Genomic DNA, 23,523 nt, shown 5'->3' on the forward strand with positions numbered 1-23,523 from the left:
GGAAAGAACTTTCCCCTCCCCTTCCTTTTCATAGCAATTATTCAGGTGCTCCCAAATAGGGAAATGTAGTCGATATACTAGCTGTTAAGCCAACACCGTCCGATGTCAGTCTTGGCAAATCGGCCATACCGTCATCATCCAAATCTTGTCCACTAAAGCGGTCACCTTGCATTCCTCCAAAGAATAAGATCAAGGAAACGTCAATAATGTCGTCGTTGGGGTGTCTACCGGTAAGGGCTACCTCGTCTCCGTCCGGCACCAACACGTTGCCATCATTGTCAAGGTCTGTTCCGGGATTAAAATAGGTCGTGGGCAAATCTGGAGCAACCTCCAAAACATCTGCCGATAAAACGGTGGTCAACGTTGCCGCGTCCAATCCCAAAATATTGTTTTCGTAGTCCACATCGGCGGGGTCCAATCCTAATTTTAGGGCATACACATCGTGGTATTGCTCCAATCTCGCCTGAAACCCAGCCTGGAAGGCTGCGGTCATATCAGAAGGCACCGTAGTGTTGTGGTCATCCTTTACGCTTGGTTCGCCTTCCATATCAAAACTTAAGGTGGTATTGATTCCTGGACGGCCAATGTGGTCCACCTGCGCAAATGTTCCGGTAAAATCAACGCCCATCATATCATCATCGTCCATCATCATATCATCATCCATCATCATGTCGTCGTCCATGTAGGTTCCATTGTCATCATTATTACAGCCGATAACTAGGCCAAAGCTCAGCAAAAGTGCCGTTACATATAAAGATTGTCTTAGTTTCATAATACAGTTTTAAAGTTTCTTATTGTTTTCTATTTGTGGTCACCCATGTTTTGTACACGGAAAGTCCCAGTGCATTGGTTGCCGTTGGTGTCCCTAGCATACTATTGGGGATTTCCACTACAATGGACATGGTATTGGCACCATCGAAGGTGTCGGCGGCTTCTTCCGGGGGTAAAAATCCACCTGGGGCCGAATCCAATTCTGGAGAAATAACTGCGTTGAATTGGAAAAAGTCGAAAAAGAAAGGGTCTTGTCTCGGTCCTGCAAAAAGGGAAACCCCATCTGAGGTTGTCTCTACAATTGCAGTGTTCGAAGAAATTTCAACGTCTCCCAATGCGGCATCGGTGTACACTTCACTGTTCAATCCGGTTTGAGAGGGTGCCGTGGGACCGAAAAAATACATTCTACCATCACGTGCAATGGCCTGAATGACCTGATCTTCTACAAGGTCCCCATCCAAATCAATATTGATTTCAGTCAGTACATCCTCATCGAATGTGCCGTAAGCCAAGTCGGGCAATACATTGGATTGCAAATCCACCACAAACACGGTGTTGTCAGAACCTTCGCTGGGTTCAAAAGCATAAAAATCGGCAATATCCGCACTGGTTCCTGCCGATGAAGGTGCGTCAATATGGTCTGCAGACACCAAAATGGTTGCTGCGATGACCAATACACCAAATCCTAATAGGTATTTCGTTGTTTTTTTCATGTTACTTGTTTTTTAAGTTTCGTTCACCCCTACCTACGGAACCTTGTAAAGGGTGGTTTGGTTTTGAAATGTTAAAATTGTCTTAACTGAATTTTAGCAATGACATTCCTTTACCATAAACCAAAGTCGTGGAAATTGTTTTACTTTGACCTCTTAATTCAGTTACATGAACCCTTCTGCCTCAGGATGGATCAACAAGTTTGGTCACCTCGTAGATCAAGAGTCTTCCTACTTTGACGACTTTGAAAGCCTGTATCGGGAACTCAAGGCAAATGGTTTTATCTATGGTGTACACTTAAACATTCCGTCCTTTATTCCCGTGGAGCATACCCTAAGTGAGGATGAGATTGCCAAGATCAACTTATTGACCGCTTTGTATTTTACCTACACTTTTGAGGTAGGAAAAACGGATTTTGAAGCCTTTGTAAACAAGGTTTTTGAATATTATCAATCCCTGAACGTTAGTCGGATTTCCTTTTTGAACAAAATTTTGACCGGTTCCAAGACCGAATCACAATTGGAAAAACTGATTGACTCCCGGATCTATTTGAGCGACAATACTTTTAGCAGGGCCTTGGGAAATAGTTTGACCAATTCGTTGCTCTATGTCGATATCTTAATCTTTATTGTCTACTTAAAAGGCGAAAAGAATATGATGGAACATGCCCAACTTTTGGAGTACGTCACCATCAATATTGTGTACCACGCACTCAATTCCAAACAGACCCACGAATCGGATGCGCGATTGATCCAGGTGTTGGGTTCATCATTAACTTATGTGGACCTGGACAAAGCAAAATTTGAGGGGGAATATGCTGATCTATTGAACCAAAATTTCAGCAAAAACGAGAAGGATTATTTTTTGGATATGGCCTGTTTGACCATATGGGAAGATAAGGCTTTGGACTATACCGAAACGGATTACATTTTTGGTTTGGGAAGGGACCTTGGCAAGTCGAAAAAAGAGGTCGATTTCGAGCTTCGATTTGTGGAAAATTTCTTTGAACAGAACAAAGAAAAAGTTGCTTATTTGAGCAACAAAAATTTGGCCGTTCAATTCTATGATGGCATGTCCAAAAATGTGAGCAAACTGATTTTGAGAAACAGCAAAAGACTCAAAAAAGAATTGGCCCAAAGTCGTGAACTTGTGTCCCTTTTATCCAAATCCACCGTAAAGGATTTGAATGCCGAAGAAAAGAAAAAAGTACAGAACCAGTTATTGGATATCTTTAAGAGCATACCCTCATTGGCCATTTTTATGTTGCCCGGTGGAGCCATTCTTTTGCCCATTTTTATTAAATTGATTCCGAAACTGCTCCCTTCCGCATTTGATGACAACCGAGTGGAGGACAACTAGCCCTTTTTAACCAAAAAAGCCACTATAAGAAAAATTTATAGTGACTTTTTAATTTTAATTAAACAATTGGAATCCAAAATCTTAAATCGAATTATTCCAACCATAACTTAAAATCCTTTACCCGTTCCCTGCTAACGATGATTTCGTGTTCATCAAAGCGTTTCATTTTAATCTGGAGCCTTGAATTGGTGTATGAAATGATGTCGCCTATGTGATTGATGTTCACATAAAACTTACGGTTCACCCTGAAAAATGTTTGGGGCTCCAACTCCTCCTCCAACTGTTCCAATGTAGTGTCGAGCAAATAATTTCTTCCGTCCGAAGTGGCGGCGTAGGTACCCTTGTTTTCACTATAAAAACATTCCACATCATCGGCATTTATAATTTTTAAATGCTGTCCCACCCGAGCTGTAAATCGTTTTTTGTATTCCCGTTCCAAGGGGTTTACCAAAAGGTTTTTGATATCGTTAAAATCGATGGGGATCTTTTGATTTTCGGGCTTAAAATTCTGGTACTTTTTTACGGCACTTTCCAGCTCTTCCTCATCAATCGGTTTTAGCAAATAATCGATGCTGTTCAGCTTGAATGCTTGCAGTGCATATTCGTCATAAGCCGTGGTAAAAATGATGGCACTTTTCACCTCTATTTCATCAAAAATTTCAAAGGAAAGTCCATCCGATAATTGAATGTCCAAAAAGATGAGATCGGGATGTGGGTTGTCTTGGAACCAAGCAATGGAATCTTCAACCGAATGCAGCATGGTGGACACCTCAATTTCGAGCTCCGAAAGCAATCTGGACAATCGTCGTGCCGCTGGTTTTTCGTCTTCAATGATCAGGACATTCATGGTGGTTATTTGTAGTTGCTTCTATGGTTAATCAGGTTCATCTAAAATAGGAAAGGTCAGCTTCCCATGGTTAAATTCTTATTTGTACTTATCAACATGGTCCCTATCCTCATCGATATATTTTTGTATCTGACGCTCTTCCCACTTTTTGAAAAATGAGAATTTGTGACGAAGTACAATAATGGTGTGTACAAGCAAGATCACTCCCCAAATCAAAATATTTGCATTGATCCATTCATAAAAGTAGGCTTCCTTTGGGAAGGCTTCCGGTAAAAATGAGTTGAGCACTCCCCATTTAAGCAATACCAATATACCATTAACGACCACAAAAATGGCGATATGGCGATAGTAGCCCTTCAGTTCCTTGACACGTTTCTCCGCAGCTTCCCGAGCAAAATTTCTATCTGTCATGGCCTTGCTTGAATTTGTTCATTTCTTCCTTGTCCTCTTCCATATACTTTTTGATCTGTCGTTCTTCCCAGTTTTTTCCCAAAAGGGGATTGAATTCAAAGGTTTTGGAAGCATGGAAGAACAACCCAATGCCCCACGCAAACAAGGTGATAAAATGTTCCCATCTCCAAAAATCATCCGTTCTTAGAAAGATGTTGATCAAGATAAATGTATTTATCACGATATAAATGGCCAAGTGGATATAAAACCCCTTGAGTTCGTCGACCCTTTTTTTGGCCCTATTGTATTTTTCAGTGTTAAAGTTTTCCATGATTATTTCCATTTATCGTTCTGTTCTTCATTGCGCATAATCTCCTCGATCTTGCGCTTCTCCCATTGTTTTCCAAAAAATGGGTTCAGGTCGAATGTTTTTATGGCGTGAAAAAGAACACCTATCCCCCAGCCAAAAGCGGCCCATAAAAACCACATATAACCAAATCCGTTGGTAAAATAATTGATAAGTGCCAAACCGGATATGACCAGAACATAGGAAGTCAAGTTGCCATAGAAACTTTTAAGCTCGTCCACGCGCTCCCGAGCCCTTATATATTTGTTCTCTTTATTCGTTGTATCCATGATGTTGCTATTAGGGGTGATGTTATAGTTAAAAGTACTCATTCTTAAAATTCTTTGTCGTTCATAAACTCCTGAATCTTACGTTCTTCCCATTCCTTGCCAAAAAGGGGATTGAATCCGTAAGCGGACATGCCGTGACCTAACAGTCCAAGTCCCCACCCTACGGCAGGAAAAATGATCCAAGGGAAAGTGGTAGTCCTGTAATTGAGATATCCCAACAACGGGATCACGATTAGGTAAGCGGTCAGATTGTAATAAAAGGATTTGATACACTCCACCCTTTCTTTGGCTTTGGCATATCTAAGTTCTGTTGAATTTTCCATGACTGTTCGTTTTTATTTGATTACATCCTAAAATTCGGCATACCCAATCGCAAAAAGAAAAACGAGTTTCTGAACTGTTATTTTATAGGGATGAGTTGTAGGTAAGAAGGTTAAGGGTTAAGGGTTAAGGGTTAAGGGTGAAAGGTGAAAGGTGAAAGGTGAAAGGTGAAGGGTTAAGGGTTAAGGGTTAAGGGTGAAGGGTGAAGACCGGAATTTTAATCTAAATCAGGGGGTGCTCGATTCCAGTCTCCAATATTAGAAATCGTCCTTATCCATCAATTCCTTGATCTTGCGCTCCTCCCAGCGCTTGCCCCAAAGAGGGTTGTAGCCAAAAGCGGCCATCCCATGGGCGGTTAACCCAAATCCCCATCCAATCGTGGGGAAAAAGGCCCAAAGAAACTCAGTGGTCCGCAAATTGAGCCACCACAGAAAAGGAATCACAATGCAATAGGCCATGAGGTTCCCATAAAAGTCTTTGATGGCCTGAACACGCTCCCTGGCCTTTGCATACCGTTTTTCCTCAATATAGTTCTCCTGCGTTTCCATCACCGTGTATTTTTGGGTGAGTATAGGGAGCGATACGCTAAAATCCTTGATGGTTTTGTTGATGACCATTTCACGGTCCGTTAAAATACGGTAGCGCTGCTTGATGTTCTGCAATCCCACTCCACTGCTTTTCTTGACTACCTGCTTTTCCTGAAGATTATTACTGACCACCAACATACCCTTGTCCTCATACACCTTGATATGTAATGGTCTGGACGAGGTCACTACATTGTGCTTCACCGCATTTTCCAACAATAATTGCAAGGAGAGCGGCACAATTTTGGCCTCGGGCACAGAGCATTGGTCGGGAATGTCAAAAATGATACTGTCCTCAAATCGCATTTTCAGCAGGCGTACATAAGTACGGGCAAACTTGAGCTCTTCATCCACCGTAACCAAATCCTTGTTCTTCTGCTCCAGTACATAGCGATACACCTTGGATAACGAGGTAGTGAAATTCTGCGCCTGATGCGGGTCTTCGTCAATTAAACTGGTCAGTACGTTCAGGCTGTTGAACAAAAAATGGGGATCTAATTGATTTTTAAGGGCATCAAATCGGGCCGATGCCGAACCGGCAATAATTTTCTGCTCCTTGACTTGTCGTTCCTTGTAATATTTGTAATAATAGGCTGCGTAGAACATAAGTGCCACGGCCATAGAAATAATAAAGGAACTCACATAGAACTCAGATCGTTCCTCTGCCAAGAACTGTGCAAAAGATCGTTGATTGATCAGTACGATGAGCACAAACCTCGATAGCACAATACCAACAATGGAGGCCACTATGTTACCCAAAATACCGTAGGCGATATACTTTTTGGTAAACAGCTCCTTATCGTACTTGCGCATCAAAAGAATAAAAGAAGCCGCATTCAGCATGTAAATGATCGTGGAAAAGATCATGCTTTCCCAAAACTCTTCCCATAGCTCTTGGTAGGTGAGCTCCCAACCCTTGATAAAGAAAATAATGAGGAACACTATAAAAATAGCGACCCCCACTAAAAATGCTTTTAAAAGTTCTCTGACAAAGAGTTTCATACGTTTCTATTTACCACAGTTCTCCAGGACTTCTTTGGCCCTTTCCTCTCCCCATGTAGGGTAAAACGGTGTTTCGGAATTAAAGGTAGCAAAAAGTTCCAAGGCCCTTTCCACATCCTTGCAATAGGGAGTGGTATCCTTGCCAAAATAACGGGCCGAACCCATGTCCCATTCTGCTTTGGAAAGAATGACCCTTGGGTTTTTTGGGGCGATCTCCAAGGCTTTTTGGTACAGCTGGGCATTTTTTGGGGATAGGGTCATCCCATAGGTTGCACCATCAAAAGCGATCCAAGCTGTATTGATTAGCGCTTCCTGAATCAACAGTTCCGGATTGTTCGGCGATATGGCCTTGGCCACATCCAAAAATTCCTTGGCCTTTTCCAACTGGTTGCTCAGTTTGGCTTCGTCCGTTTCCCCAAAAGAAATCAAGGTGTTGATTTGCGACACATAATAATAGGGCAACCATTTATCGGGCTCCGCGGTTGCGATGCGCTCAAAAAGATGCGAGGCTTCCATCATTTTTTGGTCTTCCCATAAGGCAAAGGCCTTTTCCATTCCTTTGGAATATCGGTCTTGGGCATTTGCGAAGGATACGGCCAAAAATACTGCGGCCAAAAATAGTTTTTTCATGACTGTTCTTTTTTGATGCTGGATGAGTTCCAGGATTGATTATTGATGCTACAAAGATGAATTCACCCAGGTGCCCACCAAAAGAAGTTTTACCGAACTGTAAAGATTCAAGGATGAACCGTAATCCATACCATGTTTAATGTATAATTTAGCCTTATCATCAATTATTGAATCCATACTTATGTACATTCCACCACATTACCAAAATCACAATAGCGAAGAAGTCAAGGAATTTATCAAACAAAATAGTTTTGGTATTCTCATCAATGTCATGGAAAACAAACCTTGGGGCACCCATATTCCCTTGGAACTGGAGCAGGATGAGCATGGATACGATGTTTTGGTCGGGCATATAGCCAAAGCCAACCCGCAATGGAAGTATTTTAAGGACGAAAGTGAAGTCCTTTGTATTTTCAACGGTCCACATGCCTATGTGTCCTCCTCGTGGTACAAGGAAGAAGAGGTGCCCACTTGGAACTACGTTGCCGTGCATGTGTATGGCACGCTAAGGGTATTGACCCAGGAAGAAACTATGGCCTCGATGTATCGATTGGTGAACAAATACGAGAAAAACTCCAAAAATCCCATCTCCTTGGATGATATGTCTCCACAAACGCTTCGCCAAGTAAAAGGTGTGGTCGGTTTCGAGATACGCATATCCGACATTCAGGCCACTTACAAACTTTCACAGACCCGCGCAGCGGACCATGCAACCATCATATCGGAGCTAAAGGAACGCCCCGACTCGGGGAGCCAGGGCGTTGCGTCTTTGATGCAAAACAACAAAGAGTAAAGGTCTCATTCAATATCTTGGAAAATGGCGTCTGCCCAATTGGCATACCTTGAATTTTCCACGTGCATAATCCATATTTCATCTTGGTATTTTCCTTTCATTTTGGATTGATAGGCTTGATAGGCCAATTCATTCTCTTCAAATTTGGCCAAATACACGTAGTTGAGTCCGTTTTCGGGGTTCTTGAAGTATTGCGCCTCCAACCCTTGGCGCTTTAATTCTTCCATAAAGTTTTTAAGGTAGGTCTCGTTCTTGAAGACATTGGCCACAATGTAGTGCCCTTGCCCCACACCTTCCAAACTAATGTATTTTTCAATTGGTTTAAAGGCACCTCCATGGAAAGTCCCTTCTTCTTTAGGTGTAGTGGCAGTACCAGCCTTTTTGGCGTTCTGGGCCAAAGCGGTATTCATGGAGTTTTCAATGGAATTGTACACCGAGTCCAATTGCTGGCTATCCACCGTATATAATTTTTGTGCCTTGGCTTTGATATCGGGAATGTCATCGCCGTTGTGGCGTTTTACCAATCGCATCACCATTTCAAAGCGTTTTTCCATATCCTCTTCCCTGCTCTGCTTCATGGAATCCATTTTGTAGAGTAAGTCGTCGATTACGGCATAGCTATCCTCTTGCTCTTGCTGCAGTTGGGCTATACGCTCCTCCCAGTAGGCTCTATCTTCTTGATTTGTAGGTCTCAAGGTAGTCTTTGCATCCAGCTTACTGTTCGTTTCGGTTTTCTTCGTTTCTTCACCAGCATCGGCCACGGTAGTATTTTCCAACTTTTTCTCCTCATCTTCGTTGGAAACCATAAAGGTGTTCTTGGACAAATTGGGCACAAAGGAATAGGCAATCGAAATTTCATGGGTGACCCCTAAATTGGCAATACTGTTGTTTAGGCTCTTCTCAAAATTATAGCCAAAGGACAACCTTTGGTTCAAGTTAAAACCCGTTCCTGCCGAAGCGCCATAAAATTGGTCATATCCACCTTGTATCCATCCCAATTTGGGGAGATCAAAAATAACACCTCCTCCAAAAATCGCGTCCTCACCGCCCTCAAACCGAACACGTGCCAAAGGCATTAAACGGGCATCTTCAAAAATCCCGTTGCCATTTTCCAGTTCTTTTACGTATTGAATATGACCCGAAAAGGTTTTCTGGTTGAAGTTGGTCAAAGATTCACCTGACCTTAAATTGAAATCCACCAGATTTTGGGCAAAGACGCCAAAATCAAAACTTCCTATGCTCAAATTTAGCCCAGGCTGAAAGGACAGAATGGAACTTTCGCTTGCCTCATTGAGTACGGGGTCGTCCTCCAAGGCAACGGCCCTGCTAGGATCAAAGCTACTGACATAATAGGGAATGTTGACTCCAAACGTTAGGCTGCTCTCTTCTCCCAATCGGATACCGTGGGAATAGTTGGCCATCAAACCTAGATTGGAAATGACACCTTCTCTCTGGTTATAAAGGCTAAAGCCTAGGCCAACCCTATCGCTCAATCTACCACTATAACTCAAAAAGTAATTCTGGCGGTTGTTATCGAAATCAGCACCCTGGCTTCGATGAAAAAAATTGATGTACGATTTATCCTCCCGAATCGATGAAAACGTAGGATTGATCAAAAACCTATTAAACTTCAATAGATTTTGAAACGGGACATCGTAACTTACATAAGGGTTGTTTTCTTCCTGTGCCTGAATGGGAAGGCCAAGAAAAAGAACGATCAAGAACGCATAAAGGTAGCGTTCAACTTGGGACGGGAATGCAGTTTGGGGAAACTGGGGTAGTTTTATCTCCATAGCCGATTGGAATTTGTAGGTTAAGGTGCCTGATGGGAACAGGCGCATCTATTTTTAAGTTCTTCATTTGCAAGATTTGGGACCTTGTAAGAAATTTACCACTAAATTATAATGTAAAACTAAATATTTTCTCGACCAACCGGTAATTTTTTCGTTGAACGGCATACCCAATTGACGGATAAAGTGTTTGGATCCATAGAAATAGGGTTTCAATGGATCAATGCGATTTTAATTAGATCTATTTTTGAGTACAAAACCTCTGAAAATCTCCCAAAATGAACACAATTGTCAGTATAATCCCCTATTCGGATGCCTATCAAGACGCATTTAGACAACTCAACGAGGAATGGATCGTGAAATATTTTGAGTTGGAAGAGATGGACAAGCGAGCACTGAACCATCCCAAAGAATATATTTTGGACAAGGGAGGTTATATCGCCGTAGCACTATGGGAGGGCTTGGCCGTTGGCGTCTGTGCCCTGATTCCCTGTTCCCATGAAGGTTACGATTTTGAGCTCTCCAAAATGGGAGTATCCCCGAAAGCACAGGGAAAGGGCATTGGAAAGCTGTTAGGGGAACATATCATCGCCAAAGCAAAGGAATTGGGAGCTAAAAAACTGTTTTTGGAAAGCAACCGAAAACTGGGCCCTGCCCTATCCCTTTACAAAAAGCTGGGCTTTCGCGAAATGACCCAAATTGCATCGCCTTACAGCAGGAGTGATATTCAAATGGAGCTAAACATCAACTGAACCCTACCCATTTAGCAGGGGAAGTTGTACAAATCCCCGCCCAAAGAAAGGTTTAATCGTTTTTCCTGTCATATATCACTAAAAATGAGTACCTTATAAAGACACTTTAAACTTTTCGCCATGGGTCTCATCAAAAAGCTCAATAAATGGGCAAATGCCCATACCTATCTCTTACTCGACCTTGTTCGGGTCTTGCTGGGCGTTGTCTTTTTCGTAAAAGGTATCGAATTCATGAACAATTACCAAGAGATGGAACGGCTCGCAAGTCCTTTTCAGGAGTGGCCGGGCGGTATGATTTTTCTACATTATTTAATTCCGGCCCACTTTGTGGGGGGATTGCTGATTGTTGTGGGATTGCTTACACGTTGGGCGGCCATTGCACAATTGCCCATCCTACTGGGGGCCATCCTCACCAATTTTTTGGGCCAGATGGACACCAATAACCTTATGCTGGCCATTATTGTACTGCTGACCACGCTCTTTTTTGCAGTATACGGTTCGGGAAAACATTCGGTGGACTATTACTTGAAAATGCAGCAGTGACCTATAAATTATCCAGTTGATTGCTTTTTCCATCGGTACTGATGGTCCAGAAAAACCCAACGAAGAAAAAACTGTCCGCTGGTGGAGTAATGGCCCTTCTATCAAAAACCCCATCAGAATTAGGTGTATTGGCGTACTGATAGTTACTGATATTATTGGTGCCCAATACATTGTTCACCGAAAAGTAGAGTATTTTTTGTTGGTCTATCAAATAAGCCCAGTTAAAGCTCAAGTTGCTAAAAGACCTTGTTCGTTCCCCCATAAAATCTGCGGTATTGGGGTTATTATAGGGTCTCCCCGTTGCATAGGCATAAGAAAAACCAATTTGTGACCTCAAATCGTTCACCCAATATTTGGTAACCAACGATAGGTTATGTTTTGGCGCAAAATTAGGTGTGGCCCTTTCCGGAAAGTTCCTGTACTGTCTTTCCGTATCCAAATAGGAGTAGGATGCCCAATAATCCAAGTTTTCAATGCTTTTGCTGTCCCTCCAAAATATATCGATTCCCATCGCATAACCATCCCCGGCATTGGAGTATGCGGAATTGAACTGTGGCATTTCGGTATCGAATCGTACCAATTGGTCATAATCCTTGTAGTAGCCTTCCGCCCTAAAGGTTTTGCCATTGTTGATATATTGATAGTTAAGGATATAATGGGATGCCTTCTCCATGCCCACATCCGTATTAAACTTCACCACTTCAGTGAGCGGTCGTTGGTAAAAATCTCCATAAGCCAACGAAAATTGCCCATTTTCCCAGGGTTTGTAAGCCAAGGAAGCCCGTGGGGATACCCTAAATTCCTCCAAGAGACTTGTCTGCTCGGCCCTAACACCTAATTTCATGGCAAATTGATTAGACAAAAAGATGTCGGATTCCGCAAAAGCGCCCCAAAGACCATCCACAAAGCCATTCTCGAACTGATTGTTGGCCGCATCCTCGTAGGTTTCGTCGTAATCGGTATGGAAATACTCCGCCCCAAAACTCAAATCGAACCTATTGCTAAAGTTTTTTCTAGCTTTCAACTTCAGGTGAGAGGAGGTTTCCTTGGTATCGACCTGGTCTTCCATAATGCCGATATCGTTGGTGTCCCAAGCAACGGAAGCTCCGGAGGTCAGGCTCCAATCATTCTCAAAATAGTACTTGTACGACGCATTGAAGTACAAATTGTTGTTCTTTAACCGGAATCGCACAAAGTCATCAAAATTGATATCCTCTTGCTCTATATCCAAGTTGGCATGGTTAAACCCAGTGTAAAGCTTGAACATACTTTTTTCGCCCTTGCTCCGAAACACAGTCTCACCGGAAATGGATTCATACGGACTTATCCATCGCACACCTTGGGTAGAGGGAATCAATTCTTCATAAGGAGAAAGGTTTATATAATTAATGTTAAGGCTCAGCGATTGTTCTTCGTTCCATATTTTGGTATGTCCGATACCACCTCCTACGCTCATAATGGAAATATCCGTCTGCTCCTGAACCGGAACATCCGTGGTGTTCAATAATAGTACACTGGAGAGGGCCTGACCATACTCAGCGGAATAGCCCCCTGTACTAAAAGAGATACCCTTGAACAAAAAAGGTGAAAACCTACCCCGGGTCGGGGTGTTGTTGGCAGTGGCATTAAATGGTTGAAAAACACGGAGCCCATCGATAAAGACTTGGGTTTCATCGGCGGTACCACCTCGAACAAACAAGCGGCCGTCCTCGTTCACCGTTGTGGTTCCTGGCAAGGTCTGCAATGCGGCCACAAAGTCCCCAGCGGCACCGGCGGTGGTCACAATATCCAAAGGCTTCAATACCGACGCCTTGGAATTGTCCCCAGCTTCAAAGGTGCCAGCGGTCAAGGTGACCCCATCCAACGAATTAAAGGACTCCAACAACTTCACTTCCATATCGGTGAAAAAGGAGATGTCACCAGCCTCATAATGCGTTTCGTAGGATAACATGGAAACCACCAAGGTTTGCATTCCTTCTTCGGCGGTTTCAAAGGTGAATTTTCCTTGGGCGTCGGAGGAGGCACCATCATAGGTACCCTCCAAATAAATGTTGGCCCCCTCGATTGGATTGTTCTTGCTATCCGTTACCTTTCCTGAAATGGTATGCTGCGCTAGCACCGTTCCAGAACTAAATAGGATAAGGATGATATAAATGGTATTTTTCATGACTGTTCGTTTTGTTTGATGGGACAAAAATGCCTCGGTGTTTTCAGCCAAACCAAAACCAAATACCCAGTTGTCGTTTTTTACAACTGAATTGATATGCCATTTTTCCGTTGCAGTTCACTCCAAAAATTCCACATTTCAGTCAACTTGAATTTGATGTGGCAAGCACATGTAGCAATTTTGGGGCATACAAATCATCAAAAACAAATCGTATGAAAACTGTAACACTAGCTTTAAGTTTTTTCTTGGTAAGTATGATCGCCATTGCGCAAGACAACAATGGTGTGGATATTACCGTAACCATCGACAATGTACAGAGCAATGAAGGTCAAGTACTTTTGGGACTGCATACCGCCGACACTTTTATGAAAGGTCCGGGAATACAAAATCTGCAAAGCAACATTGAAGATGGAAAAGTGACCATGACCTTTACCAATGTTGCACCTGGTACATATGCCATAATGGCCCTGCACGATGCCAACGGAAACAAGCGCATGGATTATGAGCTAAACGGAATGCCCAAAGAAAGCTACGGAATGTCCGGGAACGACATGACGATGGGTCCGCCGAACTTCAACAGCGCCCAATTCCAGGTCGCCAATGAGAATTTGGAGCTCAATATCCGGTTCTAATAAAAGTAACCAAACATTAATCGAAGGCCTGCCATAGTGCAGGCTTTTGTTTTAGGACCACTGTAATTCACGATTCCTGATTTTCTATAGATTAGACTGATGGTTTTTCATACTTTTATGTCCTAAACTTATTATTGGATGACCATTACCCAGCTACAATATGTCTTGGCCGTAGCGGAGCACAAGAATTTCACCTTGGCCGCAGAGAAAAGTTTTGTGACGCAGCCTACCTTGAGCATGCAGGTTCAAAAGTTGGAGGACGAACTCGATGTTCTCATTTTTGACCGAAGCAAAAAGCCCATCACCATTACGGAAGTCGGAAAAAAAATCGTGGCGCAGGCCAAAAATATTGTTGCAGAAGCAGAACGCATCAAAGACATCGTAGATCAAGACAAAGGTTACATCGGTGGGGACTACACCCTGGGCATCATTCCAACGGTAATGCCCACCCTGCTCCCCATGTTTTTGAACGCTTTCATCAAAAAATATCCAAAGGTCAACCTTATTATCAAGGAGCAGTCCACCCAAACCATGATCAAAAACATCTTGGACGGCCATTTGGATGCAGGGATTGCGGCTACCCCCCTAGAAATTGAATTTATTAAGGAACGCCCCCTTTATTATGAGCCTTTTGTGGGCTATGTGCCCAAAAACCACCGTTTGGCTTCCGAAGAATTGTTGACCACCGAGCACTTGGACGTAAGCGATGTGCTTTTACTCCAAGATGGCCATTGTTTTCGTGAAGGGGTGATTAACCTTTGTAAGGCATCCCAGAACCTACGTGGCGAACATTTTAAGATAGAAAGCGGCAGTTTTGAAACTTTGGTAAGTTTGGCCGATGAGGGCATGGGCATGACCCTGCTTCCCTATCTGAACACGCTGCATTTGGACAAGGAAAAAAGGGTGAACCTAAAAACCTTCAAAAATCCGGTACCCGCTAGGGAAATAAGTATGATCTACCACAAGAGCGAGCTTAAAATACAGATTACGGATGCACTCCGGGAAGTCATTTCGAGCATTGTTCGGGGCGCGATTGCCTTTCAGGATGTAAAGATCATCAGCCCTTTGGCCAAAAATTAAAAGAGCCGCTTTTCAGCGGCTCTTCGGTTCGTGTTTAAGTTTTCAATAGTAATAACGTTGATCGCAATTCTGGTTTGTCCACAATATAAAATTGCAACCAGATTTTTAGCTCTTCCACTTCATTGGGCAATAGTCTCGTAATTGCCTTTTGAAGTTCCCTAGCAAAAAGTTTAGCATCAAAACTCACCTTTTGCAGGACAGTTTTGGTGTATTCCAACATAGCTCTAGGCATAATAATTTGATTAAATTGGGTCAATAGGTTGTGTTCTAAATTAGCAAAAAAGCCGTTTAAAAAACTTAACTTCCAGTTAAAAAATAAATATCTTGTTGTTAAAATCGATGAAGGCCTCCCATGCGTAAACCCAACCGAAAACCACTCATTTTTTTGATTTTCAAAGCGTTGACCTTAGCTTTCTTGGTTACGGGCTGTTCTTCCCTAAAAAGAACTTTGAACCAACAAATGGACCACGCCTCCTTTCAGCATTCCCTGCGCGGACTTGTGGTGGTCGATGCCAACACCGGTGAGGAAATTTATACGGTGAACGGTGATATCTACTTCACTCCTGCCAGCAATACCAAGATTGTGACCTTTTATACAGGGCTGCAATTATTGCCCAAAAACATCCCTTCCTTTCGATATGTGGTAGCGAACGACACCGTTTTTTTCGAGGGGTCGGGCGACCCCACTTGGCTGCACCCCTTTTTTAAGGACAGCACAGCCATCCGTTGGCTCCAAAAACAAGGAAATCTGGCCCTGTTTACGAAAAACCATCAAGAGGATCGATATGGTCCAGGTTGGGCCTGGGAGGACTACGACACCTATTTTTCCCCGGAAAAATCGACTTTGCCGCTTTATGGGAACGTGGTCACGGTTTTCAACAACGAGGGGTTGGAGGTTTCCCCAGCTAATTTCAAAAATCATATCACCCTGAAGGACACGACGATACATCGCGAAGAGTTTCATAATCGATTTTACATATCCCCAACCGAACAGGATACATTGGAAATCCCCTTCATGACCAGTGATACCTTAACCAAGGAACTGTTGGAATCAGCTTTGGGAAGGAAAATCACCCTGTCCGATCATTTTCCCGAAGGGAAGAAACAGGTTATTTATGGAGTGGAGACCGACTCCATTTACAAGCGAATGTTGTTTGCCAGTGATAATTTTTTGGCCGAACAATTGCTGTTGGCTGCTTCGGCTATGGTTTCCGACACGCTGAGCACCCAAAAAGCGATTGACTACATGTTGGATAACGATTTGAAAGATTTGGCGCAGCAGCCACGTTGGGTGGATGGTTCAGGGCTTTCTCGCTACAACCTGTTTACCCCACGTTCGTTTGTTCACATCCTTCAAAAAATGCACAATCAACTTCCAGAGGAGCGCCTATTCGCTATTTTCCCCATGTGGGGACCCGATCATACGGTGGAAAAATGGGAAGACCCTACCACGGAACCATTTCTTTTTGCAAAATCTGGTTCCGTAGGAAACAATTATAATTTAAGCGGGTACATCAAAACAAAATCCGGTAAATTGCTCATCTTCAGCTTTATGAACAATCATTTTAGGGTGCCTTCACAAGTCATCAGGGAACAAATGTATACCACCCTAAAGCATCTCTACTTTAATTACTGATTGTAAATGCCCTCAATTTGGGCGTATTGCAACAACATAATGGTTTTCGCATCCTTTATTTCCCCAGATTTCATCATAGCAAGTGCTTTTTTGAAATCGAGCTCCAAGACTTCAATATTTTCCGTTTCATCATCTGCTCCGCCACCTTCGCTGATTTTCATTTCATCTTTATAGGCACCAATAAAAAAATATAGGATTTCGGTAACGGAGCCGGGCGACATGTAGGACTCAAAGACCTTTTTGACTTTCTCGATCTTATAGCCCGTCTCCTCCTCTACTTCCATTTTAATGGTTTCTTCGGCATTGCCCTTTTCCAATATACCAGCGCACGCTTCAATCATCATTCCATCGGCATTGCCGTTCACATAGGTAGGCATCCGAAACTGCTTGGTGAGCACCACCGTTCCTTTTTCCACGTTGTATAGTAAAATTACCGCTCCGTTGCCACGATCGTATGCCTCCCGGATTTGCTTTTCCCACACGCCATCGTCGCGCAAATATTCAAAAGTGATTTTTTCAAGGGAGTACCAGTTGTCCGAAAGCAGTTCCCGCTCTATGTTTCTAATTCTGTCGCTAGCCAAAATGAATAAGTTTTTCTAAATATAAAGGTTATACCGATATTTATGCTTCAATGATTCAAAAACCAACCAAACCTAATAAAATGCGTAACCCTTTACTCTTATTGTTGTTTTTTGCCTTGCTGATGGGCTGTGGAAAAAAAACGGAACCTCAATTGCCCCGAATAGCCATAGCCGGACTGGGCATTGAGTCCAGCACCTTTTCACCCGCGCTCACACACGAGGAAGCCTTCCATGCCAAAATAGGGGACTCCATTTTTGGCCGCTATCCATTCATGGATGCCGATTCCACCTTGAGGCAACAGGCCGAATGGTTTCCCACTTTAGTGGGAAAATCACTGCCCGGAGGTACGGTGACCCGAGAAGCTTATGAATCCTTGGTAAGTCAAACCCTGACCCTATTGGAACAAAAGATGCCATACGATGGGCTTTTCTTTGATATTCACGGTGCCATGAGCGTTGTTGGACTGGACGACCCAGAGGGCGACCTCATCCAACGAATTCGTGAAGTGGTCGGGACGGATGTATTGATTTCCACCTCCATGGATTTGCATGGAAATGTGTCCAAACGCTTGGCACAGCATACCGATTTAATCACCTGTTATCGGATGGCCCCACACGAGGACGCCATCGAATCCAAGAAACGTGCTGTGGAAAATTTGGTGTCCCGACTGGAAAATGGAAAAGGCAAACCCAAATACAAGGCGTGGGTACCAGTTCCTATTTTATTGCCTGGCGAAAAAACAAGTACCCGAGTGGAACCCGGAAAAAGCCTGTATGCCCAAGTGCCGGAAGTGGAACAAAAAGAAGGTGTTATAGATGCTGCCATTTGGATTGGCTACGCATGGGCGGATGAACCGCGAAACCATGCTGTAGTGATGGTAACTGGAGACGACAAGGAGCAAGTAACCCAAGGAGCGGAAAAACTGGCCAATAGTTTTTGGGATGTCCGCGAGGAGTTCGAATTCGTTGCTCCTACAAAGCCCTACGAAGAGGCGTTGGAGCAGGCCTTGGCCAGCAGCAAAAAACCGTTTATCCTAAGCGATATGGGTGACAACCCCACCGCAGGCGGTGCCGGTGATGTCACTTGGACCTTGACGGAACTCTTAAAACGGGAGGAATTCCACACCTCCGAAGGTAAGTCATTGATTTACGCCTCCATTCCTGGACCAAAACTTGTGGAAGAGGCCCTTAAAGTGGGTGTCGGTGGAAAAGTAAGTGCACCGGTCGGTGCCGAAATCGATGACCGATATGCCCCACCGCTGTTATTAACTGGTGAAGTAACGGCTATTCGCCAGGGAGATGTGCATGCTGAAACCGAGGTGGTAGTAAAAGTGGACAATGCCCATATTATCGTCACAAAAAAAAGGAAACCCTATCATAGAAAGTCTGACTTTACCAACTTGGGACTGCATCCAAGTGAAACCGACATCGTCGTGGTCAAAATCGGGTATTTGGTGCCCGAACTTTATGATATGAGAGGCGATTGGGTTATGGCCCTAACCCCGGGAGGCGTGGACCAAGACCTTCAACGGTTGGGTCACAAAAGAATCATTAGGCCCATGTTTCCTTATGATGAGGATATGGAACGGCCAGATTTATCGGCTCGTTTGATAGAGGCTTCCGACGAGTTGGATTAAACGGTAACCGCTTGGTTCAAATATTGACGGAACGGAAGCATTTCTTTGTAAACAGCTATGATTCTTTCCTTAAAATCAGGGCTCAGCACCTGGGCCTTGGATAGTTTGTACTCCACGGCGAAGGTTTTGTTGCGCAACAATTCAATATGGGGGTGATCGTTGGAAAAACCTTTTGGTGATGACACCAGTTTTTCATCTTCGTACAGTCCACCGAACATTTTTTGGAAGGAAGGTTTGTCCAAAATCTTTTGCAATTCCTCGCCATTGTAATCGATGGCATCACGGATACTCCGAAGGGTTTTGGAATCGGGGCGCCAACGACCGCCAGCCAACAAACACTGTTTCAGGCCGATTTCGATATAAAAGTCGGCAGAATTGGGCGCTTTGTCCAGTCCAGCCCCAAAATGGTCTTTGTATATCGGCTTGTTCGGGTGGAACATCAAATTATTGTTGATTCTGTTGATGCCTTTTTTGCCGGGAGTTGGGTAGTAGTCATCATGGAGCTGCCCCATGGTCATGTCCAGATCATCCAACCAAGTAATGAAATCATTCCGGAGGAATTTATACCATTTTCGGTTGGCATCCATCCATTCCTTGTTATTGTTTTGTTGCAGTTCTTCCAGAAAATGGAACAGGTCGTTAAAATCCATATGCACAAAAGAAGTGATTTTTTTGGGATTTGTAACAATGGATGTTGGATTGACGGATGATTGGATTTTGTATGGTTATGTGGTTTTAAGGTTTAGAGTTTGGTGTTTTGGGTTTTGGACGTTTGGTGTTCACTGCCCACTGCAAACTGCCTACCAATAATGGTCCATTTTCTATCGTCATTTCGACATGAGGAACAAAGTGACGATGGAGAAATCCAGTGGAAAAACTCAAACTCAAATTTAAGTTTCAAGTTCAAAGTTTGAGGTTTAAGGTTGAACTTCTAAGGGTTAATTCAAATGACAAAGAACCCTATTCGTGCTAATTCGTGAAATTAGTGTCAACTACCTACAAACCCGCAATGCGAAACACGCAACTCCCAATTTCGGTCTTCGGACTTCCAACTGCCCAACACATCAAGTCTATTTTCCTTCATCTTTTCCCTCCTGATTCTTGGCTCTTGGTTCTTAACACCCCACTGAACAAGGTTCTCGATACATTTTTTGCCTCTTTTTTTCAAAAACCGCCAAAAAACACTCGAACTGACAAACTTTTTACAAAACCTTCAATTTCAACTGGCCACTAACTCGCAACTTCCGACTCCGGACTCCCGACTTCGGACTTCCGGTAGCCCACCAAACCAAGTCTATTTTCTATGGTCTTTTCTCCCCTTATTCTTGATTCTTGGCTCTTGGTTCCAGTAAAGATTTCTCGACTGCCCCCTCGACTGCGCTCGGGGTGACAGCTCGAAATGACATCCTAACTCGAAACACGCAACCCTAAACTTCGGACTTCCAACAGCCCACCAAACCAAGTCTATTTTCAATCGTCTTTTCTCTCCTTATTCTTGATTCTTGGCTCCCCACTGAAATAGGTTCTCGATACATTTTTTGTCTCTTTTTTACAAAAACCGCCAAAAAACACTCGAACTGACAAACCCTCTTACAAAACCAACAATTTCAACTGCAAACTGCAAACTGCAAACTGACTTTCGACTTCCGACTTCCCACTCCCGACTTCCGACTTCCGACTTCTCAAATCTAACATCTTAAGTCTAAAATTTAAGACCTCCAAAAAAATCCGTCAGATCAAACAGGGCATCCGTCAGATCGTAGCCTGCATCCGTCAGATCGTAGCCTTGGCGTGAGCTTATACAATGTAATTTGGCCGCCTATTAAATTTTTAAACAGTTTTACAATGAAAAGAATTTCAAAAATTTCAGTCTTAATGCTCGCGACATTTGCGTTGATATATACGACATCATGTAGCAAAGATGACGAGCCGACCCCTTCACCACTAAACAACGAAAATCCTATTGAAAATCCAGACAATACGGATAGTGGCAATTCCAATCAACCCCCTACAGCCAATGCGCAAAAGTTTGAGGTGGCCGAAGATGCGGTCGCAGGCGACGTAATTGGTGTAGTAGAAGCCGAAGATCTTGAGGGAAATCCCCTTACCTACAGCTTGGTAGAAGATGCCAGCGAACTTTTCCTAGTCGCAGAAAATGGTGAGATTACCTTGGCCGAAGGCAAAAGTCTAGATTTTGAGACCACTGTTGGTTATAGTCTCACACTCCATGTAAGCGACGGTATCAACGAGCCTGTTGAATTTACGGTTAATATTAAGGTGGAGAATGTGATAGAGAACCTCTTTGAGGATCCTGAATCATTTATTCTAAAGTTTGAGGTTACTGCTGGGCAAGCTTTGACTATTGGAACTAATTCTGAGTTTGAATACGACTACACCATAGATTGGGGCGATGGTTCTGATGAAGAAACCCTTACTCTCCAAAATCCAACGCACGAATATCTTAATGAAGATATTTATTTGGTCGCTATCAAGGGTAACTTTCCGGCATTAAAGATGTATCAAGATGCTCAAGATGGCCTACAAGCCAGCAGGGATGCCTTGGTTGATGTGGTACAGTGGGGTGCACAAAAATGGCAGTCTATGCAAAATGCTTTTAAAAACTGTCAGAATATAGTTGAGTTTAGCGCCACAGATCAACCAGATTGGTCAGAGACTACAAATATGAGTTCCATGTTCTTAGGTGCAGTAAATTTTAATGGAGCAATTGGCAATTGGGTTACCAGCAATGTTACTGATATGTCTTCTATGTTTCTTGGAGCTACTAGTTTCAATCAAGATATCGGAAATTGGGCAACAAATAGTGTAACTTCTATGGTTTACATGTTTGGACAAACAGAGGTGTTTAATCAAGATTTAAGCAAATGGGTCACAAGTAAGGTTACCGATATGGGAAGCATGTTTGAGGAAGCAAAAGCTTTCAATCAAGATATTAGTGGTTGGGATGTAAGCAATGTCACTGATATGAGTTATATGTTTGACAAAGCGGCTGCTTTTGACCAAAATTTAGGTGCGTGGGAAATAGCCAGTGTCACTCAAATGGAAAATATGTTGGATAACACCAACTTAAGTACAGAAAATGTAAATGCCACATTAGTTGGATGGGAAGAGTTTGTTAGCAATAACGATGGTCCTAAAGATATTATGTTAGGAATGGCATCCCTTGAAGCGTGTGGCGAAGGTTACCTTTCAAAAGTTGTTTTGGAGAATTTTAATGGATGGGTCATTAATGTTGGATCATCGATTGAATGTCCTTAAAACCTATCTAATAACGATTTTGTCCATTTCTGATTAAGGACATAAAGAGCCACCGGTGACTTTCGGGTTTCCGGTGGTTTTTGCATTCTATACCTGATGCGGAATCCATTTTTAATGGGATGCTGAAACCAGTTCAGCATGACGGTAAGAGGTCATTTCGACATGAGGAACGTAGTGACGATGGAGAAATCTGTTTGAAAACCCAAGTTCAAGCATCAAGTTCATAAAAACTGCCCTCTTGGGTCTTGCATCTTGATTCCTGTTTCTTGGCTCCTATTTCTTGATACTCCACTGAACAAGGTTCTCGATACATTTTTTGCCTCTTTTTTTGCAAAAATCGCCAAAAAACACTCGAACTGACAACCCTTCTTACAAAATCTTCAACTGCCTACTGCAAACTGAATCCTGTCTCCTGTCTCCTGAAGATTAAAACCGATTGTCACCATCGAGCAAATCACCCAATCCACCTAAGATGCTGCCTTCGCCTTTGTCTTTTCCACCGCCTCTAGGCGCAGCGGCCCAAACACGGCTGGCCAATCTACTAAATGGCAAAGACTGGACATAAACGGTTCCGGGTCCACGAAGGGTCGCAAAAAAGAGCCCCTCACCACCAAATACGGTATTTCGGATGCCGCCCACAAATTCAATGTCGTAGTCCACGGTCTGGGAAAAACCAACAATACAGCCCGTATCCACACGCAAGGTCTCCCCTGCTGCCAAGGTCTTTTTTGCCATAGTACCGCCGGCGTGTACAAACGCCATTCCATCACCTTCCAGTTTCTGCATAATAAAGCCTTCGCCACCAAAGAAACCACGTCCCAAACGTTTGGAGAACTCAATCCCTACCGAAACGCCCTTGGCGGCGCAGAGGAAGGCATCTTTTTGGCAAATGAACTTCCCGCCTTTTTCGGATAGGTCGATGGGAACTATTTTGCCGGGATAAGGCGAGGCAAAACTCACCTTCTTTTTCCCCTGACCGATATTGAGGAAAGCCGTCATAAACAGACTTTCGCCGGTAAGCAAGCGTTTCCCCGCGGAAAAGAGTTTGCCCAAAACCCCGGTATCTTGATTGGATCCATCGCCAAAAATGGTATCCATTTTAATGTCTTGGTCCATCATCATAAAACTGCCCGCTTCGGCCACAACAGCTTCTTGGGGATCTAATTCTATTTCCACATATTGCATTTCTTCGCCGTAAATGTGGTAATCAATTTCGTGTGCGTTCATTTTTTGATCGTTTTTTTATACTCAGCTTGACTGAGTATCTCTCAGTTTGACCGGGTATCTTGTTGTTCTGTTTATTTGTTGATTTGTTAGTGATTTTGTTACATTCTATAAAATATCCTTTCACCATTAATGAAAATTTGGTCTTTAAGCATTCACCC

Annotated in this window: 24 protein-coding genes; 9 read left to right on the plus strand and 15 right to left on the minus strand. The window is 43.3% G+C overall.

The genetic code is table 11. The features are described 5' to 3' along the window. Positions 1-37: 37 nt before the first annotated feature. The gene (locus tag GGE08_RS06320; protein WP_179384053.1) at positions 38-772 is read right to left on the minus strand and encodes a DUF4331 family protein; all 735 of its coding nucleotides are present in this window, start codon (positions 770-772) and stop codon (positions 38-40) included. A gap of 19 nt (positions 773-791) precedes the next feature. After that, positions 792-1,484, minus strand: coding sequence for a DUF4331 family protein (locus GGE08_RS06325; protein ID WP_179384054.1), 693 nt, complete (start codon positions 1,482-1,484; stop codon positions 792-794). Positions 1,485-1,650: 166 nt separating this feature from the next. Between GGE08_RS06325 and GGE08_RS06330 the strand changes: the two genes are divergently transcribed. Then, entirely contained in the window at positions 1,651-2,841 is a 1,191-nt protein-coding gene (locus GGE08_RS06330) for an LETM1-related biofilm-associated protein (RefSeq protein WP_179384055.1), read from the plus strand. 91 nt (positions 2,842-2,932) lie between these two features. On the opposite strand, the gene GGE08_RS06335 is transcribed toward GGE08_RS06330, so the two are convergent. The 7 genes from GGE08_RS06335 to GGE08_RS06365 all read right to left on the minus strand — a co-directional run bounded on the left by GGE08_RS06335 (position 2,933) and on the right by GGE08_RS06365 (position 7,251). After that, positions 2,933-3,688: a LytR/AlgR family response regulator transcription factor gene (locus GGE08_RS06335; RefSeq protein WP_179384056.1), complete on the minus strand. Its 756-nt coding sequence runs from the start codon at positions 3,686-3,688 to the stop codon at positions 2,933-2,935. Positions 3,689-3,766: 78 nt separating this feature from the next. Next, entirely contained in the window at positions 3,767-4,099 is a 333-nt protein-coding gene (locus tag GGE08_RS06340) for a 2TM domain-containing protein (RefSeq protein ID WP_179384057.1), read from the minus strand. Next, positions 4,089-4,409, minus strand: a complete 321-nt coding sequence (locus tag GGE08_RS06345) for a 2TM domain-containing protein (RefSeq protein ID WP_179384058.1) — start codon at positions 4,407-4,409, stop codon at positions 4,089-4,091. Before GGE08_RS06345 ends, GGE08_RS06340 begins: the two co-directional genes overlap by 11 nt. Positions 4,410-4,411: 2 nt before the next feature. Continuing rightward, positions 4,412-4,714 (minus strand): 2TM domain-containing protein, encoded by a 303-nt coding sequence (locus GGE08_RS06350; protein ID WP_257023967.1) that lies wholly within the window; start codon positions 4,712-4,714, stop codon positions 4,412-4,414. 44 nt (positions 4,715-4,758) lie between these two features. Beyond that, positions 4,759-5,037, minus strand: coding sequence for a 2TM domain-containing protein (locus tag GGE08_RS06355; protein ID WP_179384060.1), 279 nt, complete (start codon positions 5,035-5,037; stop codon positions 4,759-4,761). Between the two features lie 255 nt (positions 5,038-5,292). Beyond that, complete coding sequence (locus GGE08_RS06360; RefSeq protein ID WP_179384061.1) at positions 5,293-6,621, minus strand: 2TM domain-containing protein; 1,329 nt, start codon at positions 6,619-6,621, stop codon at positions 5,293-5,295. Between the two features lie 6 nt (positions 6,622-6,627). Further along, on the minus strand, positions 6,628-7,251 hold the full coding sequence (locus GGE08_RS06365) for a hypothetical protein (protein ID WP_179384062.1): 624 nt from the start codon (positions 7,249-7,251) through the stop codon (positions 6,628-6,630). Positions 7,252-7,432: 181 nt separating this feature from the next. On the opposite strand from GGE08_RS06365, the gene GGE08_RS06370 reads away from it, so the two are divergent. After that, positions 7,433-8,044 carry an FMN-binding negative transcriptional regulator gene (locus GGE08_RS06370; protein WP_179384063.1) on the plus strand — a complete coding sequence of 204 codons (612 nt, stop codon included), beginning with the start codon at positions 7,433-7,435 and terminating at the stop codon, positions 8,042-8,044. 5 nt (positions 8,045-8,049) lie between these two features. Here GGE08_RS06370 and GGE08_RS06375 read toward each other — a convergent pair whose 3' ends face one another. Further along, positions 8,050-9,837: a PorP/SprF family type IX secretion system membrane protein gene (locus GGE08_RS06375; protein ID WP_179384064.1), complete on the minus strand. Its 1,788-nt coding sequence runs from the start codon at positions 9,835-9,837 to the stop codon at positions 8,050-8,052. 275 nt (positions 9,838-10,112) lie between these two features. On the opposite strand from GGE08_RS06375, the gene GGE08_RS06380 reads away from it, so the two are divergent. Next, on the plus strand, positions 10,113-10,586 hold the full coding sequence (locus tag GGE08_RS06380) for a GNAT family N-acetyltransferase (RefSeq protein WP_179384065.1): 474 nt from the start codon (positions 10,113-10,115) through the stop codon (positions 10,584-10,586). A gap of 120 nt (positions 10,587-10,706) precedes the next feature. Further along, a complete protein-coding gene (locus tag GGE08_RS06385) occupies positions 10,707-11,129 on the plus strand; it encodes a DoxX family protein (protein ID WP_179384066.1) in 423 nt (140 codons plus the stop codon). Between the two features lies 1 nt (position 11,130). Here GGE08_RS06385 and GGE08_RS06390 read toward each other — a convergent pair whose 3' ends face one another. Further along, positions 11,131-13,296 carry a TonB-dependent receptor gene (locus GGE08_RS06390; protein WP_179384067.1) on the minus strand — a complete coding sequence of 722 codons (2,166 nt, stop codon included), beginning with the start codon at positions 13,294-13,296 and terminating at the stop codon, positions 11,131-11,133. A gap of 212 nt (positions 13,297-13,508) precedes the next feature. On the opposite strand from GGE08_RS06390, the gene GGE08_RS06395 reads away from it, so the two are divergent. Together GGE08_RS06395 and GGE08_RS06400 are read left to right on the plus strand one after the other, a co-directional pair. Then, the gene (locus tag GGE08_RS06395) at positions 13,509-13,928 is read left to right on the plus strand and encodes a DUF2141 domain-containing protein (protein ID WP_179384068.1); all 420 of its coding nucleotides are present in this window, start codon (positions 13,509-13,511) and stop codon (positions 13,926-13,928) included. Between the two features lie 138 nt (positions 13,929-14,066). Further along, a complete protein-coding gene (locus tag GGE08_RS06400) occupies positions 14,067-15,008 on the plus strand; it encodes a LysR substrate-binding domain-containing protein (protein ID WP_179384069.1) in 942 nt (313 codons plus the stop codon). Between the two features lie 34 nt (positions 15,009-15,042). Here GGE08_RS06400 and GGE08_RS06405 read toward each other — a convergent pair whose 3' ends face one another. Then, positions 15,043-15,240: a hypothetical protein gene (locus GGE08_RS06405; RefSeq protein WP_179384070.1), complete on the minus strand. Its 198-nt coding sequence runs from the start codon at positions 15,238-15,240 to the stop codon at positions 15,043-15,045. Between the two features lie 120 nt (positions 15,241-15,360). Here GGE08_RS06405 and GGE08_RS06410 point away from each other — a divergent pair, with 120 nt between their 5' ends. Then, positions 15,361-16,644 carry a D-alanyl-D-alanine carboxypeptidase/D-alanyl-D-alanine-endopeptidase gene (locus GGE08_RS06410; protein WP_179384071.1) on the plus strand — a complete coding sequence of 428 codons (1,284 nt, stop codon included), beginning with the start codon at positions 15,361-15,363 and terminating at the stop codon, positions 16,642-16,644. Here the strand turns inward: GGE08_RS06410 and GGE08_RS06415 are convergent. Further along, positions 16,638-17,225, minus strand: coding sequence for an NUDIX domain-containing protein (locus GGE08_RS06415; protein WP_179384072.1), 588 nt, complete (start codon positions 17,223-17,225; stop codon positions 16,638-16,640). The genes GGE08_RS06410 and GGE08_RS06415 overlap by 7 nt on opposite strands. Positions 17,226-17,305: 80 nt before the next feature. Between GGE08_RS06415 and GGE08_RS06420 the strand changes: the two genes are divergently transcribed. Continuing rightward, entirely contained in the window at positions 17,306-18,862 is a 1,557-nt protein-coding gene (locus GGE08_RS06420) for a M81 family metallopeptidase (RefSeq protein ID WP_179384073.1), read from the plus strand. On the opposite strand, the gene GGE08_RS06425 is transcribed toward GGE08_RS06420, so the two are convergent. Then, on the minus strand, positions 18,859-19,512 hold the full coding sequence (locus tag GGE08_RS06425; RefSeq protein ID WP_179384570.1) for a DUF2461 domain-containing protein: 654 nt from the start codon (positions 19,510-19,512) through the stop codon (positions 18,859-18,861). The genes GGE08_RS06420 and GGE08_RS06425 overlap by 4 nt on opposite strands. 1,195 nt (positions 19,513-20,707) lie before the next feature. Here GGE08_RS06425 and GGE08_RS06430 point away from each other — a divergent pair. Further along, positions 20,708-22,138, plus strand: a complete 1,431-nt coding sequence (locus GGE08_RS06430; protein ID WP_179384074.1) for a BspA family leucine-rich repeat surface protein — start codon at positions 20,708-20,710, stop codon at positions 22,136-22,138. Positions 22,139-22,564: 426 nt separating this feature from the next. Here the strand turns inward: GGE08_RS06430 and GGE08_RS06435 are convergent, their stop codons facing one another. Continuing rightward, a complete protein-coding gene (locus GGE08_RS06435) occupies positions 22,565-23,365 on the minus strand; it encodes a TIGR00266 family protein (RefSeq protein WP_179384075.1) in 801 nt (266 codons plus the stop codon). Positions 23,366-23,523: the final 158 nt, after the last annotated feature.

This window comes from Allomuricauda sp. ARW1Y1, from assembly GCF_013407935.1.
Taxonomy (GTDB): domain Bacteria; phylum Bacteroidota; class Bacteroidia; order Flavobacteriales; family Flavobacteriaceae; genus Flagellimonas.